Source organism: Clostridioides sp. LIBA-7678, from assembly GCF_056716065.1.
Genome location: NZ_CP196987.1, coordinates 792,310 through 808,327, shown reverse-complemented (window position 1 = coordinate 808,327; position 16,018 = coordinate 792,310). Strand labels below are relative to the sequence as shown.

At 30.6% G+C, this 16,018-nt stretch carries 14 protein-coding genes; 2 read left to right on the top strand and 12 right to left on the bottom strand.

What is annotated here, in order from left to right:
* Positions 1 to 42: 42 nt before the first annotated feature.
* The 9 genes from ACTG46_RS04035 to ACTG46_RS03995 form a co-directional block, all read right to left on the bottom strand.
* Positions 43 to 924: a methylenetetrahydrofolate reductase gene (locus tag ACTG46_RS04035; protein ID WP_021383473.1), complete on the bottom strand. Its 882-nt coding sequence runs from the start codon at positions 922 to 924 to the stop codon at positions 43 to 45.
* A 35-nt stretch (positions 925 to 959) separates the two neighbouring features.
* Positions 960 to 1,634, bottom strand: coding sequence for a methylenetetrahydrofolate reductase C-terminal domain-containing protein (locus ACTG46_RS04030; protein WP_479923661.1), 675 nt, complete (start codon positions 1,632 to 1,634; stop codon positions 960 to 962).
* A gap of 36 nt (positions 1,635 to 1,670) precedes the next feature.
* The gene (locus ACTG46_RS04025; RefSeq protein ID WP_054276053.1) at positions 1,671 to 2,543 is read right to left on the bottom strand and encodes a bifunctional 5,10-methylenetetrahydrofolate dehydrogenase/5,10-methenyltetrahydrofolate cyclohydrolase; all 873 of its coding nucleotides are present in this window, start codon (positions 2,541 to 2,543) and stop codon (positions 1,671 to 1,673) included.
* A 91-nt stretch (positions 2,544 to 2,634) separates the two neighbouring features.
* Positions 2,635 to 3,267 (bottom strand): cyclodeaminase/cyclohydrolase family protein, encoded by a 633-nt coding sequence (locus ACTG46_RS04020; protein WP_054269252.1) that lies wholly within the window; start codon positions 3,265 to 3,267, stop codon positions 2,635 to 2,637.
* A gap of 104 nt (positions 3,268 to 3,371) precedes the next feature.
* Entirely contained in the window at positions 3,372 to 5,048 is a 1,677-nt protein-coding gene (locus ACTG46_RS04015; protein ID WP_021383446.1) for a formate--tetrahydrofolate ligase, read from the bottom strand.
* 239 nt (positions 5,049 to 5,287) lie between these two features.
* Positions 5,288 to 6,067 carry an ATP-binding protein gene (locus ACTG46_RS04010; protein ID WP_054269251.1) on the bottom strand — a complete coding sequence of 260 codons (780 nt, stop codon included), beginning with the start codon at positions 6,065 to 6,067 and terminating at the stop codon, positions 5,288 to 5,290.
* Positions 6,068 to 6,354: 287 nt separating this feature from the next.
* Positions 6,355 to 8,274, bottom strand: a complete 1,920-nt coding sequence (gene cooS, locus ACTG46_RS04005; protein ID WP_021383498.1) for an anaerobic carbon-monoxide dehydrogenase catalytic subunit — start codon at positions 8,272 to 8,274, stop codon at positions 6,355 to 6,357.
* 605 nt (positions 8,275 to 8,879) lie between these two features.
* A complete protein-coding gene (locus ACTG46_RS04000) occupies positions 8,880 to 9,791 on the bottom strand; it encodes a bifunctional enoyl-CoA hydratase/phosphate acetyltransferase (protein WP_479923660.1) in 912 nt (303 codons plus the stop codon).
* 127 nt (positions 9,792 to 9,918) lie between these two features.
* Positions 9,919 to 10,485, bottom strand: coding sequence for a DapH/DapD/GlmU-related protein (locus ACTG46_RS03995; RefSeq protein ID WP_054269248.1), 567 nt, complete (start codon positions 10,483 to 10,485; stop codon positions 9,919 to 9,921).
* Positions 10,486 to 10,708: 223 nt separating this feature from the next.
* Here ACTG46_RS03995 and ACTG46_RS03990 point away from each other — a divergent pair, with 223 nt between their 5' ends.
* On the top strand, positions 10,709 to 11,617 hold the full coding sequence (locus tag ACTG46_RS03990) for a LysR family transcriptional regulator (protein WP_479923659.1): 909 nt from the start codon (positions 10,709 to 10,711) through the stop codon (positions 11,615 to 11,617).
* Positions 11,618 to 11,696: 79 nt separating this feature from the next.
* On the opposite strand, the gene ACTG46_RS03985 is transcribed toward ACTG46_RS03990, so the two are convergent.
* Together ACTG46_RS03985 and ACTG46_RS03980 are read right to left on the bottom strand one after the other, a co-directional pair.
* Positions 11,697 to 12,839, bottom strand: coding sequence for a tetratricopeptide repeat protein (locus ACTG46_RS03985; RefSeq protein WP_074179175.1), 1,143 nt, complete (start codon positions 12,837 to 12,839; stop codon positions 11,697 to 11,699).
* Positions 12,840 to 12,856: 17 nt separating this feature from the next.
* Entirely contained in the window at positions 12,857 to 14,611 is a 1,755-nt protein-coding gene (locus ACTG46_RS03980; RefSeq protein WP_054276049.1) for a B12-binding domain-containing radical SAM protein, read from the bottom strand.
* 135 nt (positions 14,612 to 14,746) lie between these two features.
* Here ACTG46_RS03980 and ACTG46_RS03975 point away from each other — a divergent pair, with 135 nt between their 5' ends.
* Entirely contained in the window at positions 14,747 to 14,953 is a 207-nt protein-coding gene (locus ACTG46_RS03975; RefSeq protein WP_003418305.1) for a hypothetical protein, read from the top strand.
* Between the two features lie 4 nt (positions 14,954 to 14,957).
* Here the strand turns inward: ACTG46_RS03975 and ACTG46_RS03970 are convergent, their stop codons facing one another.
* On the bottom strand, positions 14,958 to 15,881 hold the full coding sequence (locus ACTG46_RS03970) for a hypothetical protein (RefSeq protein WP_054276048.1): 924 nt from the start codon (positions 15,879 to 15,881) through the stop codon (positions 14,958 to 14,960).
* Between the last annotated feature and the right edge of the window lie 137 nt (positions 15,882 to 16,018).

Genomic DNA, 16,018 nt, shown 5'->3' with positions numbered 1-16,018 from the left:
CTTAATTCCCCCAAACCTTATATAATCTATAATATTACAATACTATAAACCTGCGGCATCTAGTATAGCAGGTATATTCTCTTCTGCCCCAATTGCCATTATATGAACACCATCACATAAATCTTCTTCTTTTAATTGTTTGATAAGTTCTCCTGCCATTTTTATTCCTTCACTTACCCAGTTTTCTTTTCCAACTGCTCTTAATCTTTCGATTTGTTCATCTGGAACAAATATTCCTGGTACATTTGCAGTCATAAATTTGGCCATTCCTGGTGATTTTAAAGGTACTATCCCTGCTAATACCTTGCAATCCATATCCCTTGTTAATTCTCTAAACTTTCTCATTGTATTTATGTCATAAAGTGCTTGAGTTTGGAAAAATTTAGCTCCTGCTTTTATTTTCTTTTGCATTTTTAATAATTGAACTTCTATTGGAGAATATTCTGGAGTTACTGATGCTCCTAGATAAAAATCTGGAGAACCCTTTAATTTATTACCAGCCATGTCCGTACCTGCCATTAAAGTCTCAGCAGTTTGAAGTATCCCTACAGAGTCTAAATCAAAGACTCCCTTAGCTTGTGGATGGTCTCCTACGCTAGTATGGTCTCCTGTTAGTGCCAACAGATTGTTTATCCCAAATACACCTGCTGACAACATTTCCCCTTGTATAGCTATTCTATTTCTATCTCTCCCTGTTATTTGAATAACTGGCTCTAATCCAGCATCTTTTAGTAATTTACATGTAGCAAGAGAAGTTGCTCTCATAACTGCTGATTGAAAGTCTGTTACATTTGCTGCATGAACCCTTCCAACTAATGGCTTTGCACATTCTATTAAATGTGAAAGGTCAGTCCCTTTTGGAGGAGCCATTTCAGTAGTAACTGCAAATTTTCCACTTTCTAATGTTTCTCTTAATAAGCTCATCTCTAATCCCCCTTTTAACCTTCTAAAAAAAACTTTTATGAATTTGCTGCTGCTTCTTTCTTTTTCTTTGCACTTAAACTTCTTGGATTATTTTGCTTAGAATAGTCTTTTGGTGGTCTTATTTCTGCTAAGTTGCCTATTTGTCCTATAGATTCTAATCTTTCATATATCTTTATCCAAGCACAATCATTCTCTGCATTTACTTCACACTTACCATTTTTAGCTCCACCACAAGCTCCATTCATAAGACCTTTAGCACACATAGTTACTGGACATATCCCACCTGTCCAACCAAGTTCGCAGTCTCCACAAGCTTTACAAGCTTCTTCGTATTCTCCAACCCTTTGTACTTCCCCTATGAACAAAGTATTGTTCGCTGGATAAACTGGTTTATCTTTTAGGTTCTTAACTATTGTCTGTGTACCATCTCCACATGCTAAAGATAAAACTGCATCAGCTTCTTTAGTCTCTTCTTTTAGAGCCTTTAAATCCTTTTTAGACTTTAAAAGGTTACAAGCAGGGTCAAGCATTACATATCCTAAGATTTTTTTGCCTTCACCTTCAAGAGTTTCTTTCATTTTTAGAACTTCTTCTTCTCCACCACTTTTACAAGTCGCTGCACATTGATTACAACCCACTAAAACTAGCTTGTCAAAATTCTTTAAGTACCCTAGTACTTCTTCTAATGGTTTATTTTCAGAAATTATCATATCTACTTCCCCCCTAAACCTTCCACTTATATATATCTATTTATTATTTTGTAATTTACAAGCTTTAACTACATGTTTTGCAAGTATAGATGTTGTAACTGAACCAACCCCTGCTGGAACTGGAGTTATCATTGATACTTTATCTAAAACTGCATTTGTATCAACATCTCCACATAAATTTCCTTCTTCATCAACATTTATACCAACGTCTATAACTACTGCCCCATCTTTAACAAAAGTTTCATCAACCATCTTAGCTCTACCAATAGCTGCTATTAATACATCCGCGTCTGCTGCTACACCTGATAAATTTTTAGTCTTTGAGTGACATATTGTAACAGTTGCATGTTCACTTAATAAAAGCATTGATACTGGCTTCCCAACAACCATTGATCTTCCAAGAACTGTTACCTTACTTCCTTTTAAATCAACATTATAATGTTTTAATATTTCTACTACTGCTGTAGGAGTACATGGTGGGAATCCACTCTTATCACCTTCCATGACTTTAGCAGAGTTTATTGGACTAAAACAGTCTACATCTTTTTCTGGTGCAATAACATATTTTATAACTTCTTCATTTAAGTGTTTTGGAAGAGGTCTAAAACATAATATACCATTAACATTTTTGTCATCATTAACTCTCTTTAATACATCAATGTATTCTTCTTGAGTTATATCTTCAGCTAACTCTAACACTTCTGTTGTTATACCAATGTTTTGACATCTTTTTAATGCGCCTCTTTCATATGATAAATCGTCACTTCTTGCTCCAACTCTAACTATTGTTAGTTTAGGATTTATACCTTCTTTAACTAATAACTCAACTTCTTTTATTAACTCTTCACTAATCTTATCAGCTACAGGTTTTCCTTTTATAATTTGTCCTTTAGTTGACATTCCTTCCATATATTCACAACTCCCCTACAAGCAAACTTAAATTAATTTATTCTATATACTACATATTAACAACATAGTATTTACTTTCGTCATTTAAAAATTATTTTCCAAGAGCTTTTTCAACCTTAGCATAAACTTCATCACAAGTTTTTACGCCTTCTTCAACTAATTTATCTACTTCTGTTTTTACTTTATCAACATATTCCTTGTCTTGTATAGAATTTATATTTATAACTACATTTAATTGTCCACCAAGTATAGCAGCTCTTAGACATTGAACTCCTACACCAACATCGCTTATAGCAAGTCTTGAACCTTTATCAACTAAATCTTCATGTAACTTAATAGCTTCATAGCAAACTCTTACTATATTTAATGGTACTTCACAAGCAACTTTAAGCGCTTTTTCCATTGTCTCTGCTTTTATTCTTTTTTCTTCTTCTGTTTCTTTAGGAAGCCCATAAGCTTTTGATAATGGTAAGAAACATTCTGCATCATCATCTATCATTTTTAACAAATCTTTTTCTAGTTTTCCAGCTTTACTTAATATCTCTTTTACGCTTTCTTCATACTCAGCATACTTTTTCTTTCCTATTGTAAGATTACATACCATACTGCCTAGAGCCATACCAATTGCACCAACTAGTGCAGCAGCTCCACCGCCACCTGGTACTGCTTCTTTAGAAGATAGTACCTCTACAAAATCAACACAAGTTTTATCTGCTATTTTCATGATAATCCTCCTTAAAAGGATGTAGGAAAATATCTCAAATTATTCGAGATATTTTACGAACTATTTTAAGATATCTCCTACTCTTTATTTATAAATTAATGTGCTTAGAATAATCCAGCTATTACTCCATTTTCATCAACATCTATTTTTTCTGCTGCTGGAACTTTTGGTAATCCTGGCATCTTCATGATTTCTCCAGTAAGTGCAACTATAAATCCAGCTCCTGCTGAGATTGCTGCTTGTCTTACAGTTATTCTAAATCCTGTTGGTCTACCTAATTTAGTTTGGTCATCAGTTAAAGAATACTGAGTCTTAGCCATACATACTGGAACCTTAGTAAATCCAAGTTTTTCTAAGTTAGCTATTTCTTTATCAGCTTCTGGAGTATAATCTACACCATCTGCTCCATAAATCTTAGTAGCTATAGCATTTATCTTGTCTTTTATAGATAAATCATCTTCATAGCAGAATCTAAAGTTATTTTCTTCTTCATCTAATAATCTTAGAACTTCTTTAGCTACTGCAACTCCACCTTCTCCACCTTTTGCCCATACTTCAGAAAGAGCAACATTTACACCTAACTCTTTACACTTGTCTTCAACAAGTTTAAGTTCAGCTTCAGTGTCAAGTGGGAATCTGTTTATTGCAACAACTGCTGGTAATCCATATACTTGAGTTATGTTTTCAACATGTTTTAATAAGTTTGGAAGTCCTTTTTCAAGAGCTTCTAGGTTTTCGTTATTTAAGTCTGCTTTAGCAACTCCACCATTGTATTTTAATGCTCTTACAGTAGCAACTATTATAACAGCATCTGGTTTTAAGTTTGCCATTCTACATTTTATATCTAAGAATTTTTCTGCTCCAAGGTCAGCACCGAAACCAGCCTCAGTTATTACATAGTCTGCAAAGTGCATAGCCATTCTTGTAGCTATAACAGAGTTACATCCATGAGCGATATTTGCGAATGGTCCACCATGTACAAATGATGGTGTTCCTTCAAGAGTTTGAACTAAGTTTGGTTTTAAAGCATCTTTTAATAATGCAGCCATAGCACCATTAGCTTTTAATTGTCTAGCTGTTACAGGGTCACCCTCATAGCTATATCCTACTATTATGTTTCCTAATCTTTCTTTTAAGTCAGATATATCACTTGCCAAACAGAATGCTGCCATTATCTCAGAAGCAACAGTTATATCAAATCCGTCTTGTCTAACTGCTCCATCACCTTTTTTACCCATACCATCAACGATATTTCTAAGTTGTCTATCGTTCATGTCTACACATCTTCTCCAAGTTATTTTCTTAGGGTCTATTCTAAGAGCATTTCCTTGGTGAATATGGTTATCAAGCATAGCAGCTAAAAGGTTATTAGCAGCTCCTATAGCATGGAAATCACCTGTAAAGTGTAAGTTTATATCTTCCATAGGAACAACTTGTGCATATCCTCCACCAGCTGCTCCACCTTTAACACCAAATACTGGTCCTAGAGATGGTTCTCTTAAAGCAACTAATACATTTTTATCTAATTTTGCAAATGCATCAGCTACACCTATAGTAGTAGTAGTTTTTCCTTCACCTGCTGGAGTTGGGTTTATAGCTGTAGTTAATATTAACTTAGCTTTTTTACCAGTGTCTCTTTTTAGTAGATTGTAGTCAACTTTGGCTTTGTATTTACCATAAAGTTCTACATCATCTTCACCTAGTCCTAATTTTTTTGCAACCTCTCTAATATCTTGAGGTTTAGCTTCTTGAGCTATTTCAATATCAGATTTAAATCCCATAACTGAATCTCCTCCCACAACCTAAATAGATTTAAAATATAATTTTTGTAAAAATTGTATTAATATGTAAAAATTATATTTTATAAGATAATTATACATGTAAAATTGCTTAAAAACTAGCTACTAAGCTATTAAAATATTCAAACTTAATAGCTAGTTATTTATCTAATTACTTATTTATTACCTATCTATTACCTATGTCTAACCTTTAACCAACCTAAAAATCCCAAATCAAAATTCTATTTATCTTTAAGTGACATTAATTTATCTTTTATTGCTTTAATTTGTGCTTTTGTTGTTTCACTAGAATCATATGGAGATTGATTTGCTCTATCAGAATCTATAACATCTTGATTGTAATAAATAAATCCTAAAGATTCTCCATCTTCTAAGTTTTTGATTATAAATTCTTCATCTTCTTTGTTTCTAATTTTATTTCCTACAACAAATACCTTATTTACTCCTATATCATGTCCAAGTTTTTTTACTTTTCTATAAGTCTGTAAACTTCTTTCTCCTGGTTCTACAACTACTATAAAAGCATCTACACCTTGGGCTGTTCCTCTTCCTAAGTGTTCAATTCCCGCTTCCATATCCATAACAACTACATCTTTATTTTGTAGTATTAAATGTGAACATAATCTTTTTAAAAGAACATGCTCTGGACATACACATCCAGTGCCACCAGAATCTACTGTCCCTAATGTAAGTAATCTTACTCCATTATATTCTTTACAGAAATTTTCAGGGATATCGTCAACTTTAGGATTCATCTTAAACATTTTTCCAAATGAACCTACAGAAGCAGCTGTTCTATCTGAAACTAATTTTTTCATTTCTGATATAGGTACTATTGATTCATATACTTCTTTTGGAAAACCTAGTGCTAAAGCTAAATTAGCATCTGGGTCAGCGTCAACAGCAACAACTCTGTATCCGTCTTCAGCAAACATTCTAGAGAGCATTGAAGAAAAAGTCGTTTTACCTACTCCACCTTTACCTGTTATTGCTATCTTCATAATCCCTACCACCTTTATTACTATTTGCTTTTTATGCAGTTAATTTTATAGTTGTTTATTTTTTGTACACTAAAAATAAACTACAGCTAGTCCTTACAGGAACCAATTACATTTACCTTACTAGCTTTTCAAAGCAGCATGTATAGTTTTATTATTCTTCATTATATTGTTTATATTTTATTTATTCAGTATATTCGTTATATTTCGATGTTCTTTGCCTTAACATTTGACTTTATTCATCCATAAAATTTCTTATAAAATCGTTTTTTCTATGGTTTCTATCTCTCTTAAGCTTCAGCCTTTTCTGCCATTTTTTCTTCAACTAATGCTTCAAAGTGAACACGTTTTTTCTCTATATCCTCTATTATTGTAGCTGCTAATTCTTTTGGATTAGTATTTACAGTAAATGTCGCTCCAACTTTATCTTTTAATTCGCTAGTTAATATGTCTACTGCTCTTGAAGAACCAGTTATTGGAGGCATTATTCCTAAATAAGTGTCTATACCAGAAGCTACAACATAACATCCTATAGCAACCGCTTTCTCTGACATCCACTCTGGAGCTATACCTACAACTGGAAGGTCACACATATCCATATCTAAGTAATTAGCTGCTGCTCCAACTAAATCTAATATACGGCTTATATCAACGCAAGAACCCATATGTAGTACTGGTGGGATTCCTACTAGTTTACAAACAGTTGCAAGACCTTTACCTGCATATTTTTCTGCTGCATCAGTTTCCATTAAACCAAATTTAGCTGCTGCTGAAGCACCACATCCTGTAGTAACTACTATTATGTCATTTTTAATTAATTCTTTCATTATTGTTACGTGAGCCTCATTTGAAACTCCTTTAGCATTGTTACATCCAACTACACCAGCTGCTCCTCTTAATACTCCAGATTTTAAACAGTCTGTTAATGGCTTAACTGTTCCTGCTGGGTCTATATGAGAGTTTACAACTCTATCTAATTGGTTTACTACTGCTTCTACACTATACCCAACTGTTGCCCCTGATTTTAATTCAGGTATAAGTACTTTTGATTTATCTCTATTTTTAAAGTTTAAAATAGCTTCTTTAACTATTGCTTTAGCATCATCAAGTGCTTGTTCTTCTCTAAATTCAATATAAGTTGAACCTGTTATTTTAGCTTTTGGAGAAGTTGTTACAAATTTAGTATGGTAACAATCTGCAACTCTAGCTAATGCAGGGAATATACATTGAACGTCAACTATTACAGCTTCTACTGCTCCAGTTATTATTGCAAGTTCTTGTTGATGGAAGTCTCCTGCTATTCTTACACCATGTCTCATTGTAATCTCATTACCTGTACAACACATACCAGCTAAGTTTATTCCATCAGCTCCAACTTCTTTAGCTAAAGCTACTAAGTCTGGCTCTTCTGAAGCTAAAACTATCATTTCAGATAATGCTGGCTCATGTCCATGTAATATTATATTAACTTTATTTTCTTCTAATACTGCTAAGTTAGCCTCTGTTCTTCTTGGCACTGGAGTTCCAAATAAGATATCGCTTAGACGAGTACCTATCATAGAACCTCCCCAACCATCAGCCATAGAAGTTCTAAGACTCATGTGTATTAAACTATCTATATCACCAGTACATCCTATATGAGTAGAGTGCATTATTGTTGCAATTTCTCTATCTATAGCTCTTGGTTCTATAGCGTATTCTTTCCATATTTTTTGTCTTGGTTCTGGTGCATTTTTTATAAATCTTAATGTTCCAAAAGGCTTCCCAAACTCCATTAATGCAATTTCTGCCACTTCATGTGCTACATCATAGATATCTCTACCTTCTGTCTCTACATCCCATTCTTTAGCTAAAGTTATTAACTTAGCTTCATCTCTTATTTTATAGTTTCCATTTGGATCAGCTAATGCTAATGTATGTGCAATATCTCTAGCATGGTCTGAATGGGCAGCTGTCCCACCAGCAACCATTCTTGCAAAGTTTCTACCTACTATAGTGTGTTCATCTGCTCCACATAACCCTCTTGGAGTCTTAGGACTTATTCTACATGGTCCCATTCCACATATTCTACAGCAAACACCTTGAAGACCAAAACCACATTGTGCCTTGAAGCCTTCTTTTCTATCATACATTGTTTCTACGCCTTCTTCTCTAGCTTTTGCTATCATCTTCTGGCTGTTTAAATCAATTGTTAACATTTTTTCATCCATATTCCTATCCCCTTTTTTTGATTTTTAAAATCCCCCAGGTGACTGACTTCATGTCATAAAATAATAAAATAAATGCTTTCTAAGTTGATTATATACTAATTTCCAACACTTTGCTTTAGATTTAAATATTTTTTTAACAAAATTAGATAATACATAAAAATTTAATTTTTGGTACCTAATTTAAGTTAATTTTACTTACTGTTTTTGGCTATTTTTTAATACTTAAACCTATTTTTTGATACTTTAGTTTAATTAAATTATGTTTTGATTTTTTTTAAATCAAGTTTGAATTATTTCTAGTCATTTTTTCGTTTTTATATGTTGATTGTGTATTTATTATTTTTCATTACTTTTAGACTTGTTACAGATTTTTACTCCCTAAACTTAATTAGTAAAAATTTCTTAGAATAGCATTTTTTGGACTAATTTTTTTGAATTTTTTTATTTTTCCTACTTTAATATTAATTATAGCTTCAAATTGAACATTTGTATATATTCATTTGAAGCCATAATTATTTTTTATATAAAATTTTTTTAATATTGCATTAATTTAGACATTTTGACTGTTTTTTCTATTTTTATTCATTTATTTCATACTCTTGATTTTATTTCATACTCTTAGCCACAATAGCACCATATGCAATAGAATATAATTTAGATTCATGTGAATCGGCTCTTGATACTAAAACTATAGGAGCTTTTGCACCCATAATTATACCTGCTGATTTAGAGTCCGCCATATATGTAAAGGCTTTCCCTATTCCATTACCAACCTCAATTGTTGGAACCAACATAATATCTACATCACCAGATACTTCACTCTTAAATCCTTTTATTTCACTAGCTTCTTTTGAAACAGCTAAATCAAAAGCTAAAGGTCCTTCTACAATTACATTCTCTCCAAACTCTCCTTCTTTACAAGCTTTTGCTAACATATCTGCATCTACAGTTGCTTGCATCTTAGGATTTACTTTTTCTTTAGCTGCTAAGCATGCAACTTTTACAGTTTCCATACCTAAAGCTTTTGCGGCCTTTATTGAATTTTTTAATATTTTTGCCTTTTGCTCATAATCAGGAGCTATGTTCATACCTCCATCTGTAGTTATAAGTAATTTATGGTATCTTTCTAACTCATATACCATTACATGACTTAATAAACTATCAGTTCTAAGACCATAGTCTTTATTTAACACCTCTTTTAAGATAACTGATGTATCTAATAATCCTTTCATTACAAAATCAGCTTCTTTACTTGATACTAGTTTAACTGCTATTTCTGCACAATCTTTGATATCATCCTTATCCACTATTTTGATACCATTTAAATCAAATCCTATTTCTTTTGATATATCTCTTATCTTTTCTTCATTTCCAACTAATATAGGAGTAATTATATTTCTCTCTACAGCATCCTTTATTGCCATCAAAACCTCTTTGTCATGAGCTGCTGCTACAGAAAGTACTATTTTCTCTCCTCCCTTAAGTTGCTCTAAAATATCATCTAATTTTTTTATCAAAAGTAACCCCTCCCTTATATATATTTAACTAAATAATACCATATTTGCTATACCTTTTCTCAATTTATTTTTTATGTTATAAAAAATTTGTATAACTAAATAATAGTTTAATATTTTATTCTGGGATTTAATCAATAACCCTTAAAAGCTTTGCGGGAACACCACCTACAATAGTATTTTCTGCAACATTTTTGGTTACAACTGCTCCAGCAGCAATAATTGCATTATCGCCAATAGTAACCCCTGAAACAATAGTTACATTAGCACCAATCCATACATTTTTTCCTATTATGATTGGAGAAGGATAGGTTGTACTGCGTTTATCTGGCATAATACCATGGTTAAGTGTAGCCAATACCACATTATGCCCTATTTGAGTATTATCTCCAATCTCAATACCTCCTTGGTCTTGAAAATGACAACTGCTGTTTATAAAAACATTTTTTCCTATGGTAATATTCTTTCCACAATCTGTATAAAATGGTGGAAACATAAAAAATGATTCATCTACTTTCTTTCCAATCAACTCAGAAAATAAACTACGCACTTCTTCTGGTTCATGATAAGAGGAATTTAGCCTGCTTGTGATTTTCATTGCCTCATTACTTAACTTAACCATAAATTCATGTATTTCTGATTCACTAGAAACAGGTTTTCTTTGATTCACATGCTTTAAAAATTCATTGATATTCATTTTATACATCCTTTCAATATACATTTTAGTTTATTTGTATTTTCTAAATAACATTTTAATAAAAATTAACTTAATTAATTTTATAAGTAATATGATTACTACTTTTAGTGTAATATACTAATTTTTTTATATCAAATACCTATATTAAATACTTACATATACTTAAAAGGCATAAAAATTGATATAATTATATAATAAATAAGTTAGTAAAGGATGATTAACTATGGAATTAAGAGTATTAAGATATTTTTTAGCAATCGCAAGAGAGGAAAGTATATCTGGTGCAGCAACCTTTTTACATATAACACAACCAACACTTTCTAGACAGATTATAGAACTTGAAGAAGAGTTGGGAGTTAAATTATTGGTTAGAGGAAATAGAAAAGTTTCCTTAACAAATGAAGGTAGACTTTTACATAAAAGAGCAGAGGAAATTATATCATTAGTTGATAAGGTAGAATTGGAATTTGATAATCCCAATGAAATTATTAGTGGTGATATATATATAGGTGGTGGAGAAACTGAGGCTATGCGACTTATAGCTAGAACTGCATATCATTTTCATAAAAAATACCCTAATGTAAGATACCACCTTTTTAGTGGAAATGCTGATGATGTAACTGAAAAATTAGACAAAGGACTTCTTGATTTTGGTATTTTAATTGAACCTGCAAATATACAGAAGTATGATTACATACAAATCCCTGCTACTGATGTTTGGGGCTTACTAATACATAAAGACAGTGTCCTTGCCTCACAAAATGCGATAAATCCAAAAGATTTATGTAATATACCACTTATTATTTCAAGACAAACACTAGTTGATAAAGCAATCTCTAAATGGCTTGAAGATAGTACTGAAAAACTAAATATTGTTGCAACATATAATTTAGTTTATAATGCTTCTCTTATGGTAGAAGAAGGGCTAGGTTATGCTTTATGTTTAGATAGACTTGTTAATACTACAGAAAATAGTAATCTTTGTTTTAGACCTCTATATCCCCCTTTAGAAGCTAAATTAAATATTATATGGAAAAAACATCAAATATTTTCAAAAGCATCAGAAAAATTTTTACTTCAAATACAAAAAGATTTTTCTTCTATCACGTTGAATACATCTGAAGAAAAATAAGTAAAAAATAAAAAACGGTATAACATGATAAATGTTATACCGCCTAACCAATAAAATCAAATACAACTTAACAATATTCTTACTTATTTATTCCAAGCTCTTTTAAACAAGCAATTGTAATCTCATCTTGTGGATTCAATTCATAAGCTCTTTCTATATAATAAGTTGCATCATCAATATCACCATTATTTAAATAAGCCATCCCTAAATTACAAAGTATCTCTGGGTCTTCCTTTATCTTAGCAGCTTGTTCAAAATATTCTATTGCTTTATCTAAATTATTTTTATAAGCCTCACAAAGCCCTAATTCCACTATAGCATCCACTTGCTCAGGCTTTATTATCAATATCTTCTCCAAATACATCTCAGCCTGTTCTATCTCGCCCATACCCTTATATCCAAGTGCTATCATGAACAATAAGTTCCACCAATCCATATGTTCTTCTTCTAATGGCAGTAGTTTCTCTAATCCTTCTTTAAATTTACCTTGGAATACAAGTGTATATCCTTCTTCATACTGAACTTTAAAGTCCATCTTTCCTAAGTTATCTTGTATCTCAGCTACCAAATCAGCATCTAGCCCAAGTCTTAATGCATCTTCCCAAGTTAGCTTAGTCTTTAGATATTGACCTTGATTATAGTAATGGTAACCTAAATGGTAATAACCTAATGCAAAACTCTCATCAACATCAATTATCTTTTCAAGCTTGGCCATTGCTTCAAGTAAAAAGGCATTCATTGCCTTCTCATCCATATCTTTTTGATACTGTTTTGCTATCTCTTGGCAAACTATTGCATAATTATACATGGCATCTAAATCATCTGGATACATTGTTATAAATGCTTTTATATATATTAAAGCATCTGTATGTTCCCCAATCTCAAAGTATTTTCTTGACATATATCCCATGTATGCCTTTAAATCCAGATTAATATCTTCAGATAAAGCATTTAAAAACTTTTCATATTCTCCATTGTTTTTAAATTTACTATCTATACCAATTATATATATCATAGCATCTGCTATAGACATTGAATTTAACTTATCCTGAGCAGTCTTTTCTTTTATTCCTTTTACCAATACCTCATTTTTTATAGGTACATCTAATCCACCTTTTGGCACATCATAGCTCTTTAATTTAAACTCGCCACCATGCTTTATAGTAATAAAAGCTAGTTCCTCTGCCTTTTTCAGCAAATATTTTTCTATTTTAAAATCCATTTTTCCCTCCTAAATATTTAAATCTCTACTTTATGAGTTTTAGATTTCTCAAATACTTTTTTATCATCATATTCAAATAATACTACATTTTTTTCTTCTCTTATTTCTATATTTATATCACTTTTTAAATCAACAACATTGAATTTAAATGGCTCGAAATGAACATATTTTATTATATGTTTAGCTGGCTTATCAACAAAACTAGGTAAATATGTTGATAAATTACCATTATCCTGTAAAAATACATGGCATCTATTCTTAAAATCATCCACATCTAACTTATTAAAAAACTGTGGTATATTCGATGTTTTACCAAGTGATATATAGTCATACTTTAATATATCATTGAATACATCATTATCCATATTTATATTTTCATTATAAAAATCCATCAATATTTTATACAGTTGATTCTTTCCTTGTGCCAAATCAAAATATCCATTTTCATCAAAATACTTAGCAAAAGTCTCAAAGAATTTAAAAGGACTTTGTTTATAAAATCTACCTATAATATATCTCATGGACAACACAAAGTTTTTAGAATTATAGTACCTCTCCAATATATCTTCTATATCCTTTAGCTTCAATGTTTCCTCATAACTTATATAATTATTATATAAAAATTCATATGGAGCATAATCTTTATATTTAAAACCATGTTCATCTGCCACTTTTCTCATGCCTGTACCTTTAATCATCTTTAAAAAACCTAATTGTAGATGCTCTATACCTAGATTAAATACATCATTAAAGGAATTCTCAAAACTCTTATAATCTTCATAAGGAAGCCCTGCAATTAAGTCTAAGTGCTGATGTATATTTCTATACGATGCTACAGTCTGAACAACATGAGACAATTTTTTAAAATCATCCCTTCTACCTACTGCATCAAGTGTTTTTTCATTTGTCGATTGCACTCCTATTTCAAACTGAAAAAGGCCTTCTTTACAATCAGCTAAAAATTCAAGCATCTTATCATCTATCAAATACGCTGTAACTTCAAAATGATAAGTAGTATATCCATTATCATTTTTCATAAGAAAATCCATAATTTCCATAGCCACTTTTTTATTTGCATTAAAGGTTCTATCAATAAACTTTATCTGTGATACTCTTGCATCTATTAAAGCTTTTAAATCACTCTTTATTCTATCTAAGCTAAAATATCTTAGACCTGGAATAGTGGATGATAAGCAGTACTGACAGTTAAAAGGACAACCTCTTGATGATTCATAATACACTATTCTATTTTCATATTCTTTTGGATTTAAATTTTCATAAGGACTAGGAATCTCGTCCAGGTTTTGAAGTAATTCCATTGGCTTATTCACGATTATCTCATTGCCTTGTCTATATACAAGTCCATTTACATCATTTATGTCTTTTTTACCTTGTAAATGAAGTACCAAGTCTTTAAAAATTAATTCTCCTTCTCCATAAAGTATATAATCCACAAAATCGTACTTTTTCATTGCCTCATAACTATCATAACTAACTTCTGGTCCGCCCAAAGCTATTTTAGTATTAGGTCTAATTTTCTTTAGATTATCACAAAGCTTAACTATATCCCCCACATTCCAAATATATGTGGAGAATAATATTATATCATACTCGTTTTTGTATATATCCTTCAAAATATAGTCCAAATCATTATTTATCGTATATTCTTTCATATCAACTTCTATCAAATCTCTTACAAATTCTTTTAGGTATCTTATAGCTAAATTTGTATGAATAAACTTAGAATTTAATGTTGTTAATAAAATTTTCAAATATTTCTCACCTCTTTTTAATATTATACTGTCTTTTTGTACCCCTTATAGGTTAGAATAGTATATGTAAAGTTTTAATAATATCTATATAATTAATTTATTAATTTCAAGTAATGTGAGGAAAGGAAGTTTTTTATGGAATTAATTGAAAAAGTATCTATCAACTCTTTATCAAAAAGAGATCTACTACTTATTATAAAGTCTCTTGAATACACTAATGAAAATACTCAAATTAGTGATTTCATCGACCTTAGAAATAATATTGTAAAGGAATTATGTTTTTTAACTGACACTAAGGAAAAAGATTTTTTGGATTATCTAGAGAAAAATAGCACACTCTGATAGCCTAAACTTTTTTAAATTTCAATATATGAATACCTGATTTAGAATTTATTTTTATGCTTAATATGTTATCATTAAAAGTTTTTGATATAACTGTTATTTGATTAAATATGGGGTCTATTAAAGTATTCCCTTCTTCAAGTCTTATAAAACTTCTTGGGTCTATTTTTTTATTGTATGCCTTGACTCCAATTTTATATTTTCTCAATTTAACAACATATTCTGACATAGAAAAAATAAAATCTATATTATCTTCATTTAATTCACTATCTTCACCCAAAATGGATAATATAGATTTTTTTATGCTCTTAATTCCTTCATTTTCTACAATCCTATCTTCCATATATACATCGTATAAGACGTTTAACACGTTTAATAGAACACTTTCTTCATCATACTCTTCAAACTTTGAATCAATATATTTATCAATTAATTGTATTGCTTTAATCCTTGCCATCTGAAACTTTACAATATCTGATTTGTCTAATTCTATAGAAAATCCTATTATCTTGTCTTTGATACTCTGTAGTAATTCGACATATTCTATTTTACTATTATTTATAAGATTGTGCATAACAGAATTATACGCTACAGAACCTAATAAATAATCAAATAAAGATTCTTCTTTTTTAAAATAATTCACATATTTTTTTATTAGTCTAACAACCTCGTCTTCACTTTTTTGGATATTAGTATTTGATAAAATTAATGGTAATAAAATATTTAAAAAATTAATATTCCCTATTTTCTCTCCATAAAATCTATAGTAAATAAGTTCATCTCTCAGTCTATTTTCGTCTATATATACACATCTTTGTGTTTTATCATCTATTAAGGATTTCGTATTTATTATAATTAAATCTTTAAGAGCCCTACTTGCACTACTAAAAGAAGATGTATAGACTTTTTTTAGTAATTCATCATTCATAAATATATCCTTTCTAAAAAATTGAATCTAAATATCTTGCTATTAAAAAAAAAGAGACAGCCCGTTTAAGAAGCTGTCATATATAGGGGGATAGTAGTGTACAAAAATCATTGTAATCTACTATCTATATATTATTA

Coding starts and splice junctions, on each gene's coding strand:
- ACTG46_RS04035 (WP_021383473.1), bottom strand. CDS start 924: ATGAGCTTATTAAGAGAAACATTAGAAAGTGGAAAATTTGCAGTTACT.
- ACTG46_RS04030 (WP_479923661.1), bottom strand. CDS start 1,634: ATGATAATTTCTGAAAATAAACCATTAGAAGAAGTACTAGGGTACTTA.
- ACTG46_RS04025 (WP_054276053.1), bottom strand. CDS start 2,543: ATGGAAGGAATGTCAACTAAAGGACAAATTATAAAAGGAAAACCTGTA.
- ACTG46_RS04020 (WP_054269252.1), bottom strand. CDS start 3,267: ATGAAAATAGCAGATAAAACTTGTGTTGATTTTGTAGAGGTACTATCT.
- ACTG46_RS04015 (WP_021383446.1), bottom strand. CDS start 5,048: ATGGGATTTAAATCTGATATTGAAATAGCTCAAGAAGCTAAACCTCAA.
- ACTG46_RS04010 (WP_054269251.1), bottom strand. CDS start 6,067: ATGAAGATAGCAATAACAGGTAAAGGTGGAGTAGGTAAAACGACTTTT.
- cooS (WP_021383498.1), bottom strand. CDS start 8,274: ATGGATGAAAAAATGTTAACAATTGATTTAAACAGCCAGAAGATGATA.
- ACTG46_RS03995 (WP_054269248.1), bottom strand. CDS start 10,485: ATGAATATCAATGAATTTTTAAAGCATGTGAATCAAAGAAAACCTGTT.
- ACTG46_RS03990 (WP_479923659.1), top strand. CDS start 10,709: ATGGAATTAAGAGTATTAAGATATTTTTTAGCAATCGCAAGAGAGGAA.
- ACTG46_RS03985 (WP_074179175.1), bottom strand. CDS start 12,839: ATGGATTTTAAAATAGAAAAATATTTGCTGAAAAAGGCAGAGGAACTA.
- ACTG46_RS03975 (WP_003418305.1), top strand. CDS start 14,747: ATGGAATTAATTGAAAAAGTATCTATCAACTCTTTATCAAAAAGAGAT.
- ACTG46_RS03970 (WP_054276048.1), bottom strand. CDS start 15,881: ATGAATGATGAATTACTAAAAAAAGTCTATACATCTTCTTTTAGTAGT.